The organism is Streptomyces sp. NPDC046805 (genome assembly GCF_040645355.1).
Taxonomy (GTDB): domain Bacteria; phylum Actinomycetota; class Actinomycetes; order Streptomycetales; family Streptomycetaceae; genus Streptomyces.
The window spans coordinates 122,862-142,835 of sequence record NZ_JBEYYC010000011.1; the positions used below are offsets into that span (position 1 = coordinate 122,862).

Here is a 19,974-nt window from a genome sequence, read left to right on the forward strand (position 1 = left end):
GGGGCGCGGACCCTTCCGTCTGCTCCGTGCCGCTCAGCAGCCGGTGCTGCGTCAGCCGGCGAGGATCTCGCGGGCCAGCTTGGCGGTCTCGGTCGGCGTCTTGCCGACCTTGACGCCGGCGGCCTCCAGTGCCTCCTTCTTCGCCTGGGCGGTGCCGGACGAACCGGAGACGATGGCGCCGGCGTGGCCCATGGTCTTGCCCTCGGGCGCGGTGAAGCCCGCGACGTAGCCGACGACCGGCTTGGTCACGTTCTCCTTGATGAACGCGGCCGCGCGCTCCTCGGCGTCGCCACCGATCTCACCGATCATCACGATCAGGTCGGTGTCGGGGTCGTCCTGGAACGCGGCCAGGGCGTCGATGTGCGTGGTGCCGATGATCGGGTCGCCACCGATGCCGACGGCGGTCGAGAAGCCGATGTCCCGCAGCTCGTACATCATCTGGTACGTCAGCGTGCCGGACTTCGAGACCAGGCCGATACGGCCCGGCTTCGTGATGTCGCCCGGGATGATGCCGACGTTCGACTGGCCCGGGGTGATGATGCCGGGGCAGTTGGGGCCGATGATGCGGGTCTTGTTGCCCTTCTTGCCGGCGTGCGCCCAGAAGGAGGCCGTGTCGTGCACGGCGATGCCCTCGGTGATCACGACGGCCAGCGGGATCTCGGCGTCGATGGCCTCGACGACCGCGTCCTTGGTGAACTTCTCCGGCACGAAGATGACGGAGACGTTGGCGCCGGTCTTCTCGATGGCCTCCTTGACGGTGCCGAAGACGGGTACCTCGGTGCCGTCGAAGTCCACGGTCTGCCCCGCCTTGCGCGGGTTCACGCCGCCCACGACCTCGGTGCCGTCACCCAGCATGAGCTTGGTGTGCTTCATGCCGGTGGCGCCGGTCATGCCCTGGACGATGACCTTGCTGTCCTTGTTGAGCCAGATAGCCATGGTGTGTTGTGTCCTCGTCCTGAGTGCTTACTTGGCGGCGTGGGCCAGCTCGGCGGCCTTGTCGGCCGCGCCGTCCATGGTGTCGACGCGCTGGACCAGCGGGTGGTTGGCGTCGGTGAGGATCTGTCGGCCGAGCTCGGCGTTGTTGCCGTCGAGACGGACGACGAGCGGCTTGGTGACGTTCTCGCCGCGGTCCTCGAGGAGCTTCAGGGCCTGCACGATGCCGTTGGCGACCTCGTCGCAGGCGGTGATGCCACCGAAGACGTTGACGAACACGGACTTGACGTCCGGGTCGCCCAGGATGATCTCCAGGCCGTTCGCCATGACCTGGGCGGAGGCGCCACCGCCGATGTCCAGGAAGTTGGCGGGCTTGACGTCGCCGTGCTTCTCACCGGCGTACGCGACGACGTCCAGGGTGCTCATGACGAGACCCGCGCCGTTGCCGATGATGCCGACCTCACCGTCGAGCTTGACGTAGTTGAGGTTCTTCTCCTTGGCGGCCGCCTCCAGGGGGTTGGCGGCGTCCTTGTCGTGGAGCTCCTCGTACTCGGGGTGGCGGAACTCGGCGTTCTCGTCGAGCGACACCTTGCCGTCGAGGGCGAGCACGTCACCGGAGGCGACCTTCGCGAGCGGGTTGACCTCGACCAGGAGGGCGTCCGACTTGACGAAGGTGTCCCACAGCTTGATCAGGACGTTGACGACCTTGTCCGCGACCTCGGCCGGGAACTTGGCGGCCTCGACGATCTCGCGGGCCTTGGCCTCGTCCACGCCGTCGATGGCGTCGATCGCGATCTTGGCGACGGCCTCCGGGCGGGTGGCCGCCACCTCCTCGATCTCCATGCCGCCCTCGACGGACGCGATGGAGAGGAAGGTGCGGTTGGCACGGTCGAGGAGGAAGGAGACGTAGTACTCCTCGACGATCTCCGGCGCGGTCTCGGCGATCATCACCTTGTGGACCGTGTGGCCCTTGATGTCCATGCCGAGGATGTCCGTCGCGCGGGCAACGGCCTCGTCCGGGGTGGCAGCGAGCTTCACGCCGCCGGCCTTGCCGCGGCCACCGACCTTCACCTGCGCCTTGACGACGGACTTGCCGCCGAGACGCTCCGTGATCGCGCGCGCCGCCTCAGGCGTGTCGATGACTTCACCGGCCAGCACCGGTACATCGTGCTTGGCGAAGAGGTCCCTCGCCTGGTACTCGAACAGGTCCACGCGCTTCCGTCCCTATCAGTGATCTCGCGGTTCGTTGGATGCGTGGGCGTGCCGCGAAGGGCAACGTGACGTCCGCTTGTCACTAAAGGGGCGCACACGGTGTCCGAGTGCGCGGCATGTCCGTCTCGCAGGTTATCGCTGCTTGCTTGGGGCCCCTAAATCGCGGGTCACACCATGGCGGTGATACCTGTCACATGAACGCGGATCATCCCATGCCGTCCGGTATCGGAAGCGGCCGTTTCTCAATCGCCGCGGCCATCACCTCGGGAAACAGATCGGGCATGCAGGCGAAGGCCGGCGCTCCCAGCGCGGCGAGCGCGGCCGCGTGCTCCCGGTCGTAGGCGGGCGTCCCCTCGTCCGACAGCGCGAGCAGCGCCACGAACTGCACCCCCGACGCCTTCATCGCCGCGACCCGCTTCAGCATCTCGTTCCGTATGCCGCCCTCGTACAGGTCGCTGATCAGGACGACCACGGTCTCCGCGGGCCGGGTGATCTGCGACTGGCAGTAGGCGAGCGCCCGGTTGATGTCCGTACCGCCCCCGAGCTGGGTGCCGAAGAGGACGTCCACGGGGTCGTCGAGCTGGTCGGTGAGATCGACGACCGCCGTGTCGAAGACGACGAGCCGGGTGTCGATGGACCGCATGGACGCCAGCACCGCCCCGAACACGGACGCGTAGACGACGGACGCCGCCATCGAACCCGACTGGTCGATGCAGAGGACGACCTCCTTCTTCACCGACCGGGAGGCACGCCCGTACCCGACGAGGCGTTCCGGCACGATCGTGCGGTACTCGGGCAGGTAGTGCTTGAGGTTGGCCGCGATCGTGCGGTTCCAGTCGATGTCGTGGTGGCGCGGCCGGTTGATCCGGGCGCTGCGGTCGAGGGCGCCCGTGAGGGTGGCCCGGGTGCGGGTGGCGAGCCGCTTCTCCAGGTCCTCGACCACCTTGCGCACGACCGCCCGCGCCGTCTCCTTCGTGGTCTCCGGCATGGCCTTGTTGAGCGAGAGCAGCGTGCCGACGAGGTGCACGTCGGCCTCCACCGCCTCCAGCATCTCCGGCTCCAGGAGCAGGGAGGCCAGCCCGAGCCGGTCGATGGCGTCCCGCTGCATGACCTGCACGACGGAGGAGGGGAAGTACGTACGGATGTCCCCGAGCCAGCGCGCCACGGACGGCGCGGACGCCCCGAGCCCCGCGGAACGGTCCAGCCCCGCCTGCCCCTTGCCCCCGCCGCCGCTGCCGCTGCCGCTGCCGCTGCCGTAGAGCGCGGCGAGCGTCCCGTCCATCGCGGCGTCCCGCCCGGACAGCGCACACCCGGTGCCGTCGGCCCCGTCGCCCCCGAGCACCAGCCGCCAGCGCCGCAGGCGCTCCTGGTCCGACCGAGACGTGTGCTCCGCCTGTGCCGAGCCCGTCATGTCCCCACCCCCACAAGATCGTTGTCTTCGGCCCGGCCGTGGACCTCGTCGTCCGTTCCTTCGTCCAGGCCCAGCAGCAGCCGCACCAGCGGCAGCACGGCGTCCGCGCGCGCGGTGTCCGCCTCCGGGTCGAATCCGGGGAGGCCGGAGCTTCCGCCGCCCGCCGCGCTCCCCCGCTCGCCCGGGGCGCGCCGCACCAGCTCGCCGAGCGTCCTGCGCACTCCCGCCTCGTACGCCGAGAACGTCCGCCGCAGCAGCGGCAGTACGTCCGTGAATGCCTCCGCCGGTACGCCGGTCAGCCAGGCGTCGACCAGCCCGAGCAGCCGCTCGTCGTGCACCAGCAGCATCCCGCCCCCGCCGCCGACGAAGCCCTCGATCCACACGGCCGCCTCCGCCGGCGCGGTCCCCGGCGACAGCACGAGCCCCATCAGCCGGGCCGCCTCGTCCTGCCCCAACTCCCCTTCGTCCAGCAGGATCCGCGTGGCCCGCCCCCGGATCACGCCGGGTACGGTGTCCCGCCCGGACAGCCCGCGCAGCACCGAGCACCAGCGTCCGCGCAGCCCGGCGTCGCCCCGCTCTGCGGTGAGCGTGTCTTCGGGGGCACGGACGGTCGCCTCCGCGAGAAGCCCCACCGCCGTGTGGACGGCGTCCACATGGCGCCGCATCTCCTCGGCCGCGTCCGCGTCCAGGGCGGCGCAGGCGGGCGGCAGCCCGACGAAGATCCGCTCGGCGAGGCCGACGGCGACCTCGGTCAGGGCGCGCGTGTCCGTGCCGCGCACGTCGCCGTAGCGCAGGGAGCGCACCAGGGCCGGGAGGGCCTGGGCGATGTGGCCGACGTCGGCGTCGAGCGCCGCCCGGTCGGCGAGGACGCGCATCACCGCGGGGAGCGCGTCCCCCAGTCCGGCCAGGAGGCAGTGTTCGGCCAGCTCGGTGACCTCGGCGAGGGACGGCGCGGCCGCGGCGTCCGCCTCCGCCTTGGCCGTCGCCGCGGCGACCACCGTCGTGCCCCACACCCCGGCCTCGGCGACCCGCACCGACAGCTCCGGCTCCCAGCGCAACCGCCAGGTCTCCCGGAACGTGCCCGTGCTCCCCCGCGACCGCTCCGGCTCACCCCACGCGATGCCCAGCAGCCGCAGCCGGTGCAGCAGCCGGCTGCGCCCCGCGTCGGTCTCCTTGCGCAGGTCGAGCTCCATCTCCCGCTCCAGCGCCTCCGGTTTGAGCCGCAGCCGGCGCTGCTGCCGGGCCAGGTCCCGCTGCAGCGGCACCGCGGGCGCCGACTCGGGCACCTCCCCCAGCACGTCGCCGACGACCAGCCGGTCGTGCACCAGGGCGAGCGGCACGTCCGACCCCTCGCACATCACCGCGCGCACGGCGTCGGTCGTCTCGGTCAGGCCGGGCAGCGGGCGGCCGCGCATCGCGGCGAGCGTCTCGGCCAGCCGCACCGCCTCGATGACGTGCGCGGAGGAGACGATCCGGTCCTCCTCGCGCAGCAGCCCCGCCACCTTGGTCAGCCACCGCTCGACCGGCCGGTCGGGCACCCCGAACAGATGCCCGTACCAGCCGGGCGAGTCGATGCCCGCCCCGTACCCGCTGAACCGCGACAGCCTGCGGTGCGTCCACGGCACCCATGTCAGGTCCGTCTTGACCTTGGGCAGCCCCTTCAGCAGCGCCCGGTCGGCGGCGACGGTGGCCTTGCGCCGCAGCGCGGGCACGTGCCACGCCCCGCACACCACGGCCACGGCGTCCCCGAACTCACGCCGGGCCGCGCGCAGTTCGAGGCGCATGTACGCCTCCCGCACGAGATCCCGGTCGCGCCCGCCGGGCGCGTCCGTCTCCCGCAGCGCCCCCATGGCCTCTTCGAGTGCGGCGAAGGACGCGAACGCGGCGTCCGCCCGTGTGCCCGGGCCGCGGTGCTCGACCATGTCCTCCCACCAGCGCTCGGGGTCGTCGTACCCCCCGGCCTCGGCGAGCGCGCCCAGGGGATCGGCACGGATGTCATGGCCTGGGGCGCACGCGTCAGCCGGATCGCCGGCCTCCTCGGAAGCCGCCTCTTCCTCGCCGCGCAGGGCCAGCGTGTGCGCGGCGGGCAGGTCGATGAAGCGGGCCGGGACGCCGTGCTCCAGGGCCCAGCGGATCGCCACCCACTCCGGGGAGAACTCGGCCAGCGGCCAGAAGGCCGAGCGGCCGGGCTCGTCCACGGCGTGGGCGAGCAGCGCGACCGGCGGCCGCATGTCCTCGTCGGCGGCCAGCGGGATCAGGGCGCCGGCCTCGGGCGGCCCCTCGATGAGCACCACGCTCGGCCGGGCGGCCTCCAGCGCGGCCCGCACCGCCCGCGCGGACCCCGGCCCGTGATGCCGGACACCGAGGAGCAGCGGTCCGGAGCCGAACGCGCTTCCCCTCTCGGAGTCGCTCACGCGCTCACCTCCCGGCAGGCCCGGTAGAAGTCCTGCCAGCCCTCCCGCTCGCGGACGACGGTCTCCAGGTACTCCCGCCAGATGACACGGTCCGCCGCCGGATCCCGGACGACGGCACCGAGGATGCCCGCGGCGACATCGCCCGACCGCAGCACGCCGTCGCCGAAGTGGGCGGCGAGCGCAAGCCCGTTGGTGACGACGGAGATCGCCTCGGCCGTGGACAGCGTGCCGCTGGGCGACTTCAGCTTCGTACGGCCGTCGGACGTGACCCCGTCGCGCAGTTCACGGAAGACGGTCACGACGCGGCGGATCTCGTCGATGCCGTCGGGTGCGGGCGGCAGGTCCAGGGAGCGGCCGATCTGGTCGACGCGGCGCGAGACGATGTCGACCTCGGCCTCGGGGCTCTCCGGCAGCGGCAGCACGACCGTGTTGAAGCGGCGGCGCAGGGCGCTGGACAGGTCGTTGACCCCGCGATCGCGGTCGTTGGCCGTGGCGATCAGGTTGAAGCCGCGGACGGCCTGCACCTCCTGCCCCAACTCGGGTATCGGCAGCGTCTTCTCGGACAGGATCGTGATCAGCGTGTCCTGCACGTCGGCGGGGATCCGGGTCAGCTCCTCCACCCGGGCGGTCATGCCCTCGGCCATGGCCCGCATGACGGGGCTGGGCACGAGGGCGTCGCGGCTCGGGCCGTGGGCGAGCAGCTGCGCGTAGTTCCAGCCGTAGCGGATGGCCTCCTCCGGCGTGCCCGCCGTGCCCTGCACCAGCAGCGTCGAGTCGCCGCTGACCGCCGCGGCGAGATGCTCGGAGACCCAGGTCTTGGCCGTGCCGGGGACGCCGAGCAGGAGCAGGGCGCGGTCGGTGGCGAGGGTGGTGACCGCGACCTCGACGATGCGGCGCGGTCCCACGTACTTCGGTGTGATCACCGTGCCGTCCGGCAGCGTGCCGCCGAGCAGGTAGGTGGCGACCGCCCACGGCGACAGCTTCCAGCGGGCCGGACGCGGCCGGTCGTCCTGCGCAGCCAGCGCGGCGAGTTCGGCGGCGAAGGCGTCCTCGGCGTGCGGTCGCAGCGCCTCGCTCGCGGGTGCCGCGTTCGCGGGTGCGGAATGGTCGTGGCTCGGTTCGGTCGACGTCGGTGCAACGGTGACAGTCATGGCTGAGGCCCCCTCCAGCTCGGCCGGTTCGGATCTGGTGTCCACCGTGCACCACCCCACTGACAATCGGCTCTGACCTGCGAAAACGTGCTCGCGAGGCCGATTGTCAGTGGCGGGATCTACCGTCGATGACATGACTCAGCAGGGGGTGCGCTGGACCGCGGATCAGGTGCTGGCACTGGCGCCTGACACCGCGTCACGCAAAGCGGGAAGCAAACTCGGCGCGGCCGGGCCGTGGTCCGAGGCGGGCAGTTCGGACGAGGGGACGGTGTGGGGACTGTGCAAGGGCAGTGGCAGCAAGCCGTATCAGACAGTGGTCGACGTCGCGGACGTGGCGGGGCCCGCGTACAAGTGCAGTTGTCCGAGCCGCAAGTTCCCGTGCAAGCACGCGCTCGGCCTGCTGCTGCTGTGGGCGGAAGGGGACGGCGCGGTGCCTACGGCGCAGGCGCCGGACTGGGCCGAGCAGTGGACAGAAGGCAGGCGGAAGCGCGCGCAGGAGAAGCGGCCTGCGGGCGGCGCCGGCTCCTCGCCCGGGTCGGGTGACCCCGAGGCGGCGCGGCGCAGGGCGGAGCGCCGGGCCGAGCGGGTCACGGCGGGCGCGACGGAGCTGGAGCAGCGTCTGGCGGACCTGCTGCGCGGCGGCCTGGCGTCGGCGGAGCAGGCGGGGTACGGGCTGTGGGAGGAGACGGCGGCCCGCATGGTCGACGCGCAGGCTCCCGGACTGGCCGCGCGGGTGAGGGAGTTGGGGGCGATCCCGGCGTCGGGCCCCGGCTGGCCGGTGCGGCTGCTGGAGGAGCTCGCCCTGCTGCACCTCCTCGACCAGGGCTGGCTGCGCCGCGAGCGGCTGCCGGACGGCCTGGCGGCGACGGTCCGTTCCCGCATCGGCGTGGCCGGCCCGGCGGACGGCCCACCGGTACACGACCGCTGGCTGGTCCTCGCCCAGTACGACACGGCGGACACGAAGCTGACGACCCGCAGGATCTGGCTGTACGGCGCCGCGTCGGACCGCACCTGCCTGCTCCTCTCCTACGGCGCCGCCGGCCGGGCTCCCGAACTGGCCCTGCCGGTCGGGCTGGCCCTGGATGCGGAGGCGTGCGCCCACCCGGGTGCCGGGCAGCTGCGCGTGTCCCTGGGCGAGCGGTTCGGGCCACCCGCGCCCGCCGCGATACGGCCGCCGGGAGTGACGACGGCGCAGGCGGTCGCCCGGTACGGCGAGGCGCTGCGCGACGACCCCTGGCTGGACGCGGTGCCGGTGACGCTGGGTCGGGTCGTTCCGACCCCGGACGGCGACTCCTGGCAGCTGGCGGACGCGGACGAGGACGCCGCGCTGCCGCTCACTCCCGCCGCCCGCGCCCGCCCCGGACTGTGGCGGCTCGCCGCCCTCTCCGGCGGCGCCCCGGTCACGGTCTTCGGCGAGTGCGGCCACCGGGGCTTCACCCCGCTGACGGCGTGGCCGGAGGGAGCGGGGGAGGCGGTGGCGCTGTGCTGAGCCGCCGGCCGAAGGGCCTCGAACAGCAAAGAGAAACACGGGACTTGAGGGACCGAGGGCCACGAAAGAAGGGACTCCGATGACGGTGAGCTCCACCGCTGTGCACGCCTCGGGCGGCGCCGGCACCTGGGAGAACCTCGTGACCACGGCGCTGCTGGGCACCGACCGGCGCGCGATGGTGGGCGGGCCGGCCCGGGAGGCGCCGGTCGCGCTGCTGGACGCGGCGGCCGTGGAGACCGTGAGGCGGCGGGCGGGACTGCGTCCGGCCCGGGCGGCACGGCGGCCGGAGCGGGCCGCAGAGGACCCGCGCCCCGCCCTGCCCGCCGCGGCGGCGCGGCGGCTCGCCCTGCTGCTCGCCGCCCGTCCCGGGCCGGGCGGCGGCCGCCGCGGCAGCGCACCGGACCTGATGGAGCTGCTGCCCCAGTGGCTCGCGGCGGCGAACGCGCGCGGTTTCGCCGCGCCCCCGCAGGCGCTGCCCGCCCTGCTGGACGCGGCCCGGGGACGTACGGACCTGCGGCCGGCCGTGCTGGCGTTCGCGGGACCCCGCGCCCTGTGGCTGGCCCGGCTGAACCCGGACTGGCGGTTCGCCCTGCGCGCCGCACCGGGGGGCGGCGCGATGCTGCCGGACGCCGAGGACGCCGACGCGGCACGACGGCTGTGGCAGGAGGGGCTGTTCGCCGAGCGGGTCGCCCTGCTCGCGGCGATACGGGCTCGCGAACCCGCGGTCGCCCGCGAGCTGCTGGCCGAGACCTGGGCGACGGAACGGGCGGAGGACCGGCTCATGTTCCTGGACTCGCTGCGTACGGGGCTGGCCGCCGAGGACGAGCCGTTCCTGGAACAGGCGTTGGCCGACCGCAGCCGCAACGTGCGGGCGACGGCGGCCGAGTTGCTGTCCGCGCTGCCGGGCTCGGCGCTCGCCGCGCGGATGGCCGTACGGGCCGCGGCCTGTGTGGCGCTCGACCACACACGGGACGCACCGACGATCGCGGTGGAGGCGCCGCACGAGTGCGACACGGAGATGGCGAGGGACGGCGTGGCGGCCAAGCCGCCGTCGGGACGCGGCGAACGGTCCTGGTGGCTGGGGCAGTTGGTGGAGGCCGCGCCGCTCGGGACATGGCCGGGACGGCTCGGCGGGCGTACGCCCCGGGAGATCGTGGCGCTGCCGGTGGCGGACGACTGGCAGGGCGAGCTGCACGCGGCGTGGTGCCGGGCGGCCGTGCGGCAGCGGGATCCGGAGTGGGCCCGGGCGCTGCTCGGCACGGCCTCGACCCCCGCGGCCGGCGGCCCAGGGGCGGTCTCCCTGGCCGAGCGGGCGAAGCTGCTGGGCACGCTGGAGGCCGGGGAACGGGCGGAGTGGGTGGCCGGGTTCATCGCGACGCACGGCCTGTCCGAGGCGTTCCAGCTGCTCGGGATGTGCGTCGTGCCGTGGGCCGCGCCGCTCGGCCGGGCCGTGGTGGACGCCCTCAACATCGCTCGGGACGCGGGGAGTTACCCGTGGAGCTTCAGCGGAGTGATGGGACTGGCCGAGCGGTGCCTGGATCCCGCGGAGGCGGCACGGCTGGAGGGGCTGCTGGCGGTGCCGGACGAGGGGAAGGACGCGTCGCCGGGCGCAGGGGGGTACTGGGCGGAGGCGTTCCAGCGACTCGTGACGACGCTGCGGTTGCGCTCCGCCATGGCCGACGAGTTGGGATAGGGCAGCCTCGGCCACGGTCGCCGGCCCTGGGGAGCAGCTCCCCAGGGCCCGCGCACCCTAGGCTCCCGCGGGCTGCCGTGCGTTCTCGCGCACCCAGTCCACGATCGACGCCGTCGTCGCCCCGGGCGTGAAGATCGCCGCGACGCCCTTCTCCTTGAGCGGCGGGATGTCGTCCTCGGGGATGATGCCGCCGCCGAAGACCAGGATGTCCTCGGCGTCGCGCTCCTTGAGGAGGTCGATGACCGCCGCGAAGAGCGTGTTGTGGGCGCCGGAGAGGATGGAGAGGCCGATCGCGTCGGCGTCCTCCTGGATCGCCGTGTCGACGATCTGCTCCGGCGTCTGGTGAAGCCCGGTGTAGATGACCTCCATGCCGGCGTCGCGCAGGGCCCGCGCGATCACCTTGGCTCCGCGATCGTGACCGTCGAGCCCCGGCTTGGCGACCACCACGCGGATCGGACCAGCTGCCACACCCATCACTGCCTCCATGAAGCGACTACATCCATCCGTACCGACATGTACCGCATGTTCCCCGCGTTCCGTCACCTGTAGCGAAGTGAACGAACGTTATCTCCAGCATCCCGCAACCGGCAGTTTCACGGTGCTGACCGAGGGGGAAATCACACGGTGGGACATGTTCGGGAGCCGCAGCGTGGTCCGTGGGGACCCGAAGGGCGCGTAGGGCAGCCGCGCGCACCCTCGGCCCCCTTCTCGCGCCCACTCGCGACTTCCGCGAGCGCACACGGGGGACAGGGGCGTCCTTCTGTGTGCCGACAGGAGGTCGGCCATGAGGGTCACCAGGGCACTGCACCCCCTTCTCCCCCTCTGCCAGCGTCTGCTTCCATGCAGGCTGGCAGGGCTCTCCCTGACCCTCCTCAAGGCGGCCGCCCTCGAGGTCACGATCCTCGCGGGGCATCTCCTGCTGTATCCGACCGGCATCGCCCAGGAGCGCCGCTCCCCCGCCCGCCCCCTGCCCGCGCCGGACGGCACCGCGCAGCTGCCGGTCCAGACCGGGCCCCCGGTCGTCCTGCTGCACGGCTTCATCGACAACCGCTCGGTCTTCGTGCTGCTGCGCCGCAGCCTCGCGCAGCACGGCGGACAGCGCGTCGAGTCGCTCAACTACTCGCCGCTGACCTGCGACATCCGCGCCGCGGCCGAGCTGCTCGGCCGCCACATAGAGGAGATATGCGAGCGCACGGGCAGCCGCCGGGTGGACGTCGTGGGGCACAGCCTCGGCGGTCTGATCGCGCGCTACTACGTACAGTGCCTCGGCGGTGACCTGCGGGTCCGCACACTGGTCACGCTCGGCACCCCGCACTCCGGCACGCGGGTCGCCCCGCTGGCGAACGCCCACCCGATCGTGCGCCAGATGCGTCCCGGTTCGGAGGTCATCGAGGAGCTGGCCCGGCCCGCTCCCGGCTGCCGTACGCGCTTCGTCAGCTTCTGGAGCGACCTGGACTCGCTGATGGAGCCGCTGGAGACCGCCCGTATCGACCATCCCGACCTGGTGGCGAGCAACGTACAGGTGACCGGGATCGGACATCTCGCCCTGCCCGTCCATCCCCTCGTCGCGACCGGGATACGGCAGGCCCTCGACGCAGAGCAGCCGGGATCGCGGACGGACGCGGAAACGGACGGCGTGATCGTGGCCTGAGAGCCGTGAGAGCGGCCGGATGCCGCGGACTTTACGCACTGGACGGCCGACGGACATCGAACATTCATCGAACGCAAAGCCAAACCCGTGCCCACCGTCCCCGAAACACGGCCGAATGCCCGTTTCCCGCAGGCGCGAAACCAGCCGAAGATTGTCGCGCCCGTGTACCGCCGGGTACAGTCGCCGCACTGCTCTGGCAGCCCCTGTTGTCGAGGCGAAAGAGAAGTTGGTGAACGACCGTTACACGTCGGGGACCATGACCACCCCGGCCCCGGCTTCCGAGGCCACGTCGGCGCACTACGCGTCGTACGGAACGCAGGAAGCCCAGTACGGCGACTTCACCACGCACGGCGGCTACGACGCCGGCGGTTACGCGACCGGCACCCACCCCACCACGGGCTACGAGACCGACCCGCTCTTCGGTGACATCCCGGGCGAGAGCCACGCCACGGGCGCGTACGACACCACGCACTGGTCGACCGGCGCCCACCAGACCGTGGACTACGACCCCTACACGGCCCAGCAGCAGACCGGCTACCACCCCACGGGTGCCTACGAGACCGGCGCCTGGACCTTCCCCGCGCAGGCCACGGGCGCCGACGCGAGCGGCCAGTGGGACACGAACGCCTGGCTCCAGCCCGACCAGGCCCCCGCCGCCGACCCGACCCAGCAGTGGGAATGGGGCACGCAGGCCTTCGACACCGGCGCGTACGACGCCACGCAGTGGAACGCCGAGGGGAGCGTTCCCGAGCAGCGGCCCGAGTCCTTCGATCAGCAGGCGACCGGCACCTTCGAGCAACAGCCGTACGAGGAAGCCGCGTTCGAGCACCCCTCCTACGAGGAAACCTCCTTCGAACAGCCGTCGTACGAGGATCCGACGTACGAGGAACCGTCGTACGAAGACCCGTCCTTCGAGGGCGTCCCCTTCGAGGAATCCGCGCCGGACGACGGCGAGTTGATTGCGACCGGCGTGCTGCCGGGCGAGACCCCTCTGCTCGAAGGCCAGGAGGAGATCACCCCGGCTCCGCAGACGCGCGCCGGCTCGCGCGGCGCGGCGCGCTCCCGGCGCCGTACGCCCGCCAAGCGCTCCGCGCTGCTGACCGTCGCCGTCCCCTCGGCGTGTGTGATGGGGGTCGCCGGGATCGCCGCCGCCTCCGTGGGCGGCGGCATGAGCGACGATTCCAAGGACACGGCGGCCGCCGCCCCGGACGCCCACGCGGTGAAGCCCTCCGTCGCCAACAACAAGCTGGACACCCAGCTCGAGAGCCTCTCCGCCGGCGCCGACGACTTCGCCGACCGGGCCAGCCGCACACAGGAGCGCATCGACCTCAAGGTCCAGCAGGTGGCGGAGCAGAAGAAGGCTGCGGAGGAGGCGGCCCGGAAGGAGCGGCTGCGTCCCAAGTTCGCGCTTCCGGTGGCACAGCACGGGCTCAGCGCCCTCTTCGGCCAGGCCGGCGTCAACTGGATGTCGCTGCACACGGGCATCGACTTCCCCGTGTCGTACGGCACGACGGTGATGGCCGCGATCGACGGCACCGTCACCACGAAGTGGAACAGCGCCTACGGCAACATGCTGATACTGACGGGGAAGGACGGCACGGAGACCTGGTACTGCCACCTCTCCCACTACCGCGTCGCCCCCGGTACGTCCGTCAAGGCCGGCGACCCGATCGCCAACTCCGGGAACTCCGGCAACTCGACCGGCCCGCACCTGCACTTCGAGGTGCACCCGGGCGGCGGCGCGGCGGTCGACCCGCTCCCATGGCTGCACAGCCACGGACTCAACCCGAACTAGCTCCACGAGGTGAGCCCCCCGCCGGATCTCCGACGGGGGGCTCACTCATGTTCACGGAACCGCTCGTGGGCCGGCTAGAGCTTCTCCACCGGCGCATACCGCAGCAGCAGCCGCTTCTGCTTGCCGTCGCCGAAGTCGATCGTCGCCTGGGCCTTGTCGTCCGCGCCCGCCACTGCGACGACGGTGCCGAGCCCGAACTGGTCGTGCGTGACCCGGTCCCCGACGGCCAGGGACACCACCGGCTTGTCCGACGTCCTGCGCGTGGCGAACCCGGACGCGCCCGCCGCCGACGAACGCGAGCGGGACGACGACAGCGAGGCCGCGATCCCGGACGCCGACCCGGAGGGCTTGGACGCGACGGCTCCCGTCCGCTTCCACTCCAGGTACGAGTCCGGGACCTCCTCCAGGAAGCGGGAGGGCGGGTTGTACGACGGCTGGCCCCAGGCGCTGCGCATCGTCGAGCGCGTGAGGTACAGCCGTTCCCGCGCGCGCGTGATGCCGACGTACGCCAGGCGCCGCTCCTCCTCCAGCTCCTTGGTCTGGCCGAGGGCGCGCATGTGCGGGAAGACCCCGTCCTCCATGCCGGTCAGGAACACCACCGGGAACTCCAGGCCCTTGGCGGTGTGCAGGGTCATCAGCGTGATGACGCCGTCGCCGTCCTCCTCGTCGGGGATCTGGTCGGAGTCGGCGACCAGGGCGACCCTCTCCAGGAAGTCGGACAGCGTGCCCTGCTCCTCGCCCTCCTCGCGCTCCTGCTCGAACTCCAGAGCCACGGCGGCGAGTTCCTGGAGGTTCTCGATGCGGGTCTCGTCCTGCGGGTCGGTGGACGCCTGGAGCTCGGCGAGATAGCCGGTGCGCTCCAGCACCGCCTCCAGGACGGTCGCCGGTCCCGCTCCGGACTCGACGATCGTACGGAGCTCCTCCATCAGCACGTTGAAGCGCCTTACGGCGTTGGTCGACCGCGCGGCCATGCCGTACGCCTCGTCGACCCGGCGCAGCGCCTGCGCGAAGCTGATCTTCTCGCGCTGGGCGAGCGCGTCGACCATCGCCTCCGCGCGCTCGCCGATGCCGCGCTTGGGGACGTTGAGGATGCGGCGCAGCGGGACGGAGTCCTCCGGGTTGGCCAGCACCCGCAGGTACGACAGGACGTCCCGGACCTCCTTGCGCTCGTAGAAGCGGACGCCGCCGACGACCTTGTAGGGCAGGCCGACGCGGATGAAGACCTCTTCGAAGACACGGGACTGGGCGTTGGTGCGGTAGAACACGGCGACGTCGCCGGCCCTCGCGTCGCCCGCGTCCGTGAGGCGGTCTATCTCGTCGGCGACGAACTGGGCCTCGTCGTGCTCGGTGTCGGCGACGTAGCCGGTGATGCCCGCGCCCGCGCCCGCGTTGGTCCACAGGTTCTTCGGGCGGCGGGACTCGTTGCGCTCGATGACCGCGTTGGCGGCGGACAGGATCGTCTGCGTGGAGCGGTAGTTCTGCTCCAGCAGGATCGTCGTCGCGTCCGGGTAGTCCTCCTCGAACTGGAGGATGTTGCGGATGGTCGCTCCGCGGAAGGCGTAGATCGACTGGTCGGCGTCACCCACGACGCACAGTTCGGCGGGCGGCAGCTCGTGCTCGCCCGGGGTCGCGTCCGCCGACTGATCGGAGGGGCCGACGAGCTCGCGCACCAGGGCGTACTGGGCGTGGTTGGTGTCCTGGTACTCGTCGACGAGGACGTGGCGGAAGCGGCGGCGGTAGTGCTCGGCGACGTCCGGGAAGGCGCGGAGCAGGTTGACCGTCGTCATGATCAGGTCGTCGAAGTCGAGGGCGTTCGCCTCGCGCAGCCGCGACTGGTAGAGCGCGTAGGCCTGGGCGACGGCCTTCTCGAAGCCGTCGGAGGCCTGGGCCGCGAAGTCCTCCTCGTCGATCAGCTCGTTCTTCAGGTTGGAGATCTTGGCGCTGAAGGACTTCGGCGGGAAGCGCTTGGGGTCGAGGTCCAGGTCGCGGCAGACCAGGGCCATCAGCCGCTTGGAGTCGGCGGCGTCGTAGATCGAGAACGACGACGTGAAGCCGAGCCTCTTGCTCTCGCGGCGCAGGATGCGCACGCACGCGCTGTGGAAGGTCATGACCCACATCGCGTTCGCGCGCGGGCCGACGAGCTGCTCGACGCGCTCCTTCATCTCGCCCGCGGCCTTGTTGGTGAAGGTGATCGCGAGGATCTGGCCCGGGTGCACGTTCCGCTCGGCCAGCAGGTGCGCGATGCGATGCGTGAGGACGCGGGTCTTGCCGGAGCCCGCGCCGGCCACGATGAGCAGTGGGGAACCGGCGTGCACGACGGCCGCGCGCTGGTTGTCGTTCAGCCCGACCAGGAGCGCCGCCGGGTCGATGACCGGGCGCGGGGCGCCGTCGCGGTAGTGGGCGTCCCGGTCCGGCGGCACGTCGAACTTCCCGCCGAACAGATCGTCCGGAATCGACTCCGGAGCGTGATCGTCCTCGGGCGGCGGCGGTTCCTCCTCGTGGCCGCGGGGGGCCTGGAGGTTCGCCAGGAAGCTGTCGTCAAAGAGGCTGCTCATCGCTCTCCGAGTCTAGGGCGCCCCACCGACAAACCGCCGCCGCCCCGAAAACATCCACGGCCGGGGACGCCGGGTGCGGCACACACACCCACCTTCACCCTCCAGAATCGTGCCGTAACGGTACGCAACCGACCCGCAGGCGGCTCGAATCGATCACGCGGCGACGGCGACCGACGCCATCCCCCCGTCGAGAACAACCGAACAAGTCACCTCATAACACACCGAATTGACCATCGCCAGGCAAGGTCATTACCAAGGTCACGAAAATGTATCGGGCATATCACCCACCAACCTTCACACGGGCCACACGAGTTGGCTACCGTGCCGGGCGGGCCGCAGGACCCCCACCGGCGAACGTCGCCGGGCCACGCGGCCCCCGCCGAGTCCGGCGCGCCTTCCGTGGTGCCGGAGCCGGGGACCCACACCGACCTTGGGGTGAATCGGTCCCGCTCCCCTCAGGGAAGGGACCGTAGGGCAGCCTTCCGGATCCACCCGCCCGAACCCGACAGCTAACTCGGTAGGCGGAGCACGGAAGGAGTCCCCCTTGGCGTCGCACCGCAAGCCGCGCCCCGTCGGTACGGGCCTGGCGGGCATACGCACCCCCGCCCTCGCAACCGCCGCCCTCACCTCGGTGGCCCTGCTGTCCCAGACAGCTCAGGCCGCCCCCTCCGCCGACCGCGGCAAGCCGAGCGTCGAAGAGGTCCAGAAGAAGGTCGACGACCTGTACCACCAGGCGGAGTCGGCGACCGAGAAGTACAACTCCGCGAAGGTGAAGACCGGCGAGGAGCGCAAGCGCGTCGACGGCCTCCTCGACGACGTGGCCCGCCGCACGGAGCGGCTCAACAAGGCACGCGAGAAGCTGGGTACGTTCGCCGCGGCGCAGTACCGGACCGGCGCCGCCGCCCCCAGTACCGCCACCCTCCTGCTCGCGAACTCCCCGCAGGACTACTTCGACCAGAGCCAGCTGATGCACCGGCTGACCTCACGTGAGAAGGGCGCGGTCGACGACTACGTCACCCAGCAGTCCGCGACCATGAAGAAACGGCAGGAGGCCACCAAGAGCCTCGAGACGCTCACCGCTTCGCAGACCGACCTGAGGACCGCCAAGACCACCGTCCAGACGAAGCTGACGACGGCGCGTGAGCTGCTGTCGAAGCTGACGGCGGAGCAGAAGGCGCGGCTAGCGGCGATCGAGAAGCAGAAGCAGGAGGAGGCCGCGCGGAAGGCGGCGGAGCTCGCCAAGCAGCAGGCCGCGGAGGAGGCGGCCCGGCAGAAGAAGGCCGCCGCGGCGAGCGTGTCGGCCTCGACGGGCTCCTCCTCGGGCTCCTCGACCTCCACCGCGGACTCCTCGTACGCCACGCAGGCCGCGAAGACGATCGCCTTCGCGCGCGCCCAGATCGGCAAGCCGTACGTCTGGGGCGCCACCGGGCCCGACTCCTTCGACTGCTCGGGCCTCACCCAGGCCGCCTGGAGATCCGCCGGCGTCAGCCTCCCGCGCACCACCTGGGACCAGGTCAACGTCGGCACCACGGTCTCGCTCGCCGATGCCCGGCCCGGTGACCTGATCTTCTTCTACGACGACATCAGCCACGTCGGCATCTACATCGGCAACGGCATGATGATCCACGCCCCGAAGCCCGGCGCCTACGTCCGCGAGGAGTCGATCTACTACGGCGGCTCGTCGATCATCCACAGCGTGGTGCGGCCGGCCTGAGCCGACCTGATGGAGCGTTTGGTCTGAGCCGGCCGCGGTGGTGTGGGCCGCTGTCGCGGCGGCTCACACCACCTCCGGCTCATCTCACGTCCGGCTCAGTCACGTCCACAGCACGGCGATGAAGATGTTCACCATGGTCAGCACGCCCACCAGGCCGAAGAGGCGCTTGTCCACCGTCTCGTCGTCCCGCTTCACGTAGACGAGCCCGAGGATCACGATCAGCAGCGCCAGCTTCACGCCGATCTTGATGCTGTTGACATGATGGCCGCCGGCCTCGTTGAGACCGACCAGGACCACGCCGGTGACCAGCATGGTCAGCGCGCCGTGCAGCATCGCGGGGACGAACCGGGCTGTGCCCTTGCCCATCGCCTTCATCTGGGTGAGGAAGCCGCCCAGGAGCGAGGCGATGCCGATGATGTGCAGGCCGACGAAGATTTCGATGAGTACGCCCATGGTCGGGAGCCTAATCAGCGGCGCCGGCACGTCCGGCCACCGCCCCACCTTCTCGCCCCCTCCCCCTCATGCGCATATGCGCCCGTGGCCTTAGCACCGCGCCACCCCGCGCGCCCCGAAACCGCTGCTTCGGTCACGGCTCCACATGAAGTCGGCGGCTCCGCACCCTGATCGCTGTCATATGCGGTCACCAGGCGATCCCGTCACGCCACTTCCGTACATCGCGTTACCAAGCCGACACACTCAGGTTTAGCGTCCTCCACCAGGTGACCGGCTCCCCACCGCCGCCCGGGCCATGGGCGGCAGCCGGACACCTCCGCCGAGAAGGTCCGGCGGCGGCCCGCTCCCCCGTGCGGGCCGCCGCAGGACACCGGGCGCGAGAGAGCGCCCCCGCGGTCGTACGAGTCACACGAAAGGACGTGACGGTCCGGTGGCAGCGCACCGCAAGCCCCGAGAACGCTCGCTCGGCGGCCCTACGGCCCGTACCGCGGCGACCCTGGCCCTGGCGGGCGCGGCGACCGCGACGGGCTTCGACGGAACCGGGCACGCCGAGCCGCAACTGACGCCTGCGCAGGTCAAGGCCAGGGTGGACAGGCTGTACGAGGACGCGGAGATCGCCACGGAGAAGTACAACGGGGCGAAGGAGAAGGCGGATGCGGCGCAGCGGCGGCTGACGACGCTGCAGGACCAGGCGGCCCGCCGGGAGGCGAAGCTCGACTCGGCGCGGAACGCGCTGGGCTCCATCGCCACGGCGCAGTACCGCAGCGGCGGGCTCCCGCCCGCGATGCAGCTGGCGTTCTCCGGCAGTCCCGGGCAGTACCTGGAGGGCGCCGAGTTGGCCGAGCGCGTGGCCGACCGGCAGTCGCAGGCCGTCGCTCGCGTACGACAGCAGCTCCGCGAGATCGAGCAACTGCGCGGCGCCGCCCGCGTCGAGCTGGCATCGCTCAGGTCCAGACAGACCGAGCTGAAGCGGCAGAAGAAGACGATCACCGGGAAGCTGGCCGAAGCCCGGCATCTGCTGTCCCGGCTGTCACCACGCGAGCGGACGCGGGCCACGGCGGACGGCGGGGCCGGGCACGCCTCACGGTCGGGCTCGGACGCGCGCGACGCGCTGGGCGCTGCCGGTTCCGTCGCGGCCCCCAACCCCCGTGCCGCCACGGCCGTTTCCTACGCGTACCGGAAGCTGGGCAGCCGCTATGTCTGGGGCGCGACGGGCCCGGACTCCTTCGACTGCTCGGGCCTCGTCCAGGCCGCCTACCGCTCCGCCGGCGTCTCCCTCCCTCGCACGACATACGCCCAGATCGACGCGGGCCGCCGCGTCTCCCGCTCCCAACTCGCCCCAGGCGACCTGGTGTTCTTCTACTCCGGCGTCAGCCACGTCGGCATCTACATCGGCAACGGTCAGATGATCCACGCCCCCAACCCGTCGGCACCGGTCCGCGTGGCCCCCATCGACGAAATGCCGTTCGCGGGGGCGACGCGGGTGGCGTGAGCGCCTGCGTC

14 protein-coding genes and 1 riboswitch are annotated in these 19,974 nt (G+C 71.9%); of the genes, 6 read left to right on the top strand and 8 right to left on the bottom strand.

The features are described from left to right. Positions 1-51 precede the first annotated feature (51 nt). The 5 genes from sucD to ABZ910_RS14635 form a co-directional block, all read right to left on the bottom strand. Positions 52-936 carry a succinate--CoA ligase subunit alpha gene (gene sucD, locus ABZ910_RS14615; RefSeq protein ID WP_361363690.1) on the bottom strand — a complete coding sequence of 295 codons (885 nt, stop codon included), beginning with the start codon at positions 934-936 and terminating at the stop codon, positions 52-54. Positions 937-963: 27 nt separating this feature from the next. Continuing rightward, positions 964-2,145 carry an ADP-forming succinate--CoA ligase subunit beta gene (gene sucC / locus ABZ910_RS14620; RefSeq protein WP_361363693.1) on the bottom strand — a complete coding sequence of 394 codons (1,182 nt, stop codon included), beginning with the start codon at positions 2,143-2,145 and terminating at the stop codon, positions 964-966. A 205-nt stretch (positions 2,146-2,350) separates the two neighbouring features. Further along, a complete protein-coding gene (locus tag ABZ910_RS14625; RefSeq protein ID WP_361363695.1) occupies positions 2,351-3,556 on the bottom strand; it encodes a VWA domain-containing protein in 1,206 nt (401 codons plus the stop codon). Then, complete coding sequence (locus ABZ910_RS14630) at positions 3,553-5,970, bottom strand: DUF5682 family protein (protein WP_361363698.1); 2,418 nt, start codon at positions 5,968-5,970, stop codon at positions 3,553-3,555. Before ABZ910_RS14630 ends, ABZ910_RS14625 begins: the two co-directional genes overlap by 4 nt. After that, entirely contained in the window at positions 5,967-7,121 is a 1,155-nt protein-coding gene (locus ABZ910_RS14635; RefSeq protein WP_361363700.1) for an AAA family ATPase, read from the bottom strand. Before ABZ910_RS14635 ends, ABZ910_RS14630 begins: the two co-directional genes overlap by 4 nt. A gap of 133 nt (positions 7,122-7,254) precedes the next feature. Between ABZ910_RS14635 and ABZ910_RS14640 the strand changes: the two genes are divergently transcribed. Beyond that, entirely contained in the window at positions 7,255-8,610 is a 1,356-nt protein-coding gene (locus tag ABZ910_RS14640; RefSeq protein ID WP_361363703.1) for an SWIM zinc finger family protein, read from the top strand. A 79-nt stretch (positions 8,611-8,689) separates the two neighbouring features. Beyond that, complete coding sequence (locus ABZ910_RS14645) at positions 8,690-10,303, top strand: DUF5691 domain-containing protein (RefSeq protein WP_361363706.1); 1,614 nt, start codon at positions 8,690-8,692, stop codon at positions 10,301-10,303. 57 nt (positions 10,304-10,360) lie between these two features. On the opposite strand, the gene ABZ910_RS14650 is transcribed toward ABZ910_RS14645, so the two are convergent. Further along, on the bottom strand, positions 10,361-10,777 hold the full coding sequence (locus ABZ910_RS14650; protein WP_361363709.1) for a cobalamin B12-binding domain-containing protein: 417 nt from the start codon (positions 10,775-10,777) through the stop codon (positions 10,361-10,363). A 310-nt stretch (positions 10,778-11,087) separates the two neighbouring features. On the opposite strand from ABZ910_RS14650, the gene ABZ910_RS14655 reads away from it, so the two are divergent. Further along, the gene (locus tag ABZ910_RS14655; RefSeq protein ID WP_361363712.1) at positions 11,088-11,954 is read left to right on the top strand and encodes an alpha/beta fold hydrolase; all 867 of its coding nucleotides are present in this window, start codon (positions 11,088-11,090) and stop codon (positions 11,952-11,954) included. Between the two features lie 229 nt (positions 11,955-12,183). Continuing rightward, positions 12,184-13,749, top strand: coding sequence for a M23 family metallopeptidase (locus ABZ910_RS14660; RefSeq protein WP_361363715.1), 1,566 nt, complete (start codon positions 12,184-12,186; stop codon positions 13,747-13,749). Positions 13,750-13,823: 74 nt separating this feature from the next. Here ABZ910_RS14660 and pcrA read toward each other — a convergent pair whose 3' ends face one another. Continuing rightward, positions 13,824-16,304 carry a DNA helicase PcrA gene (gene pcrA, locus ABZ910_RS14665; RefSeq protein WP_361363718.1) on the bottom strand — a complete coding sequence of 827 codons (2,481 nt, stop codon included), beginning with the start codon at positions 16,302-16,304 and terminating at the stop codon, positions 13,824-13,826. Between the two features lie 367 nt (positions 16,305-16,671). Further along, positions 16,672-16,843, top strand: a riboswitch (cyclic di-AMP (ydaO/yuaA leader). Between the two features lie 5 nt (positions 16,844-16,848). Here pcrA and ABZ910_RS14670 point away from each other — a divergent pair. Then, positions 16,849-18,018 (top strand): NlpC/P60 family protein, encoded by a 1,170-nt coding sequence (locus ABZ910_RS14670; RefSeq protein ID WP_361363720.1) that lies wholly within the window; start codon positions 16,849-16,851, stop codon positions 18,016-18,018. Positions 18,019-18,117: 99 nt separating this feature from the next. Here ABZ910_RS14670 and ABZ910_RS14675 read toward each other — a convergent pair whose 3' ends face one another. Next, positions 18,118-18,471, bottom strand: coding sequence for a hypothetical protein (locus ABZ910_RS14675; RefSeq protein WP_361363723.1), 354 nt, complete (start codon positions 18,469-18,471; stop codon positions 18,118-18,120). Positions 18,472-18,901: 430 nt separating this feature from the next. Here ABZ910_RS14675 and ABZ910_RS14680 point away from each other — a divergent pair, with 430 nt between their 5' ends. After that, positions 18,902-19,963 (top strand): NlpC/P60 family protein, encoded by a 1,062-nt coding sequence (locus ABZ910_RS14680; RefSeq protein ID WP_361363726.1) that lies wholly within the window; start codon positions 18,902-18,904, stop codon positions 19,961-19,963. The last annotated feature ends 11 nt before the right edge of the window (positions 19,964-19,974 follow it).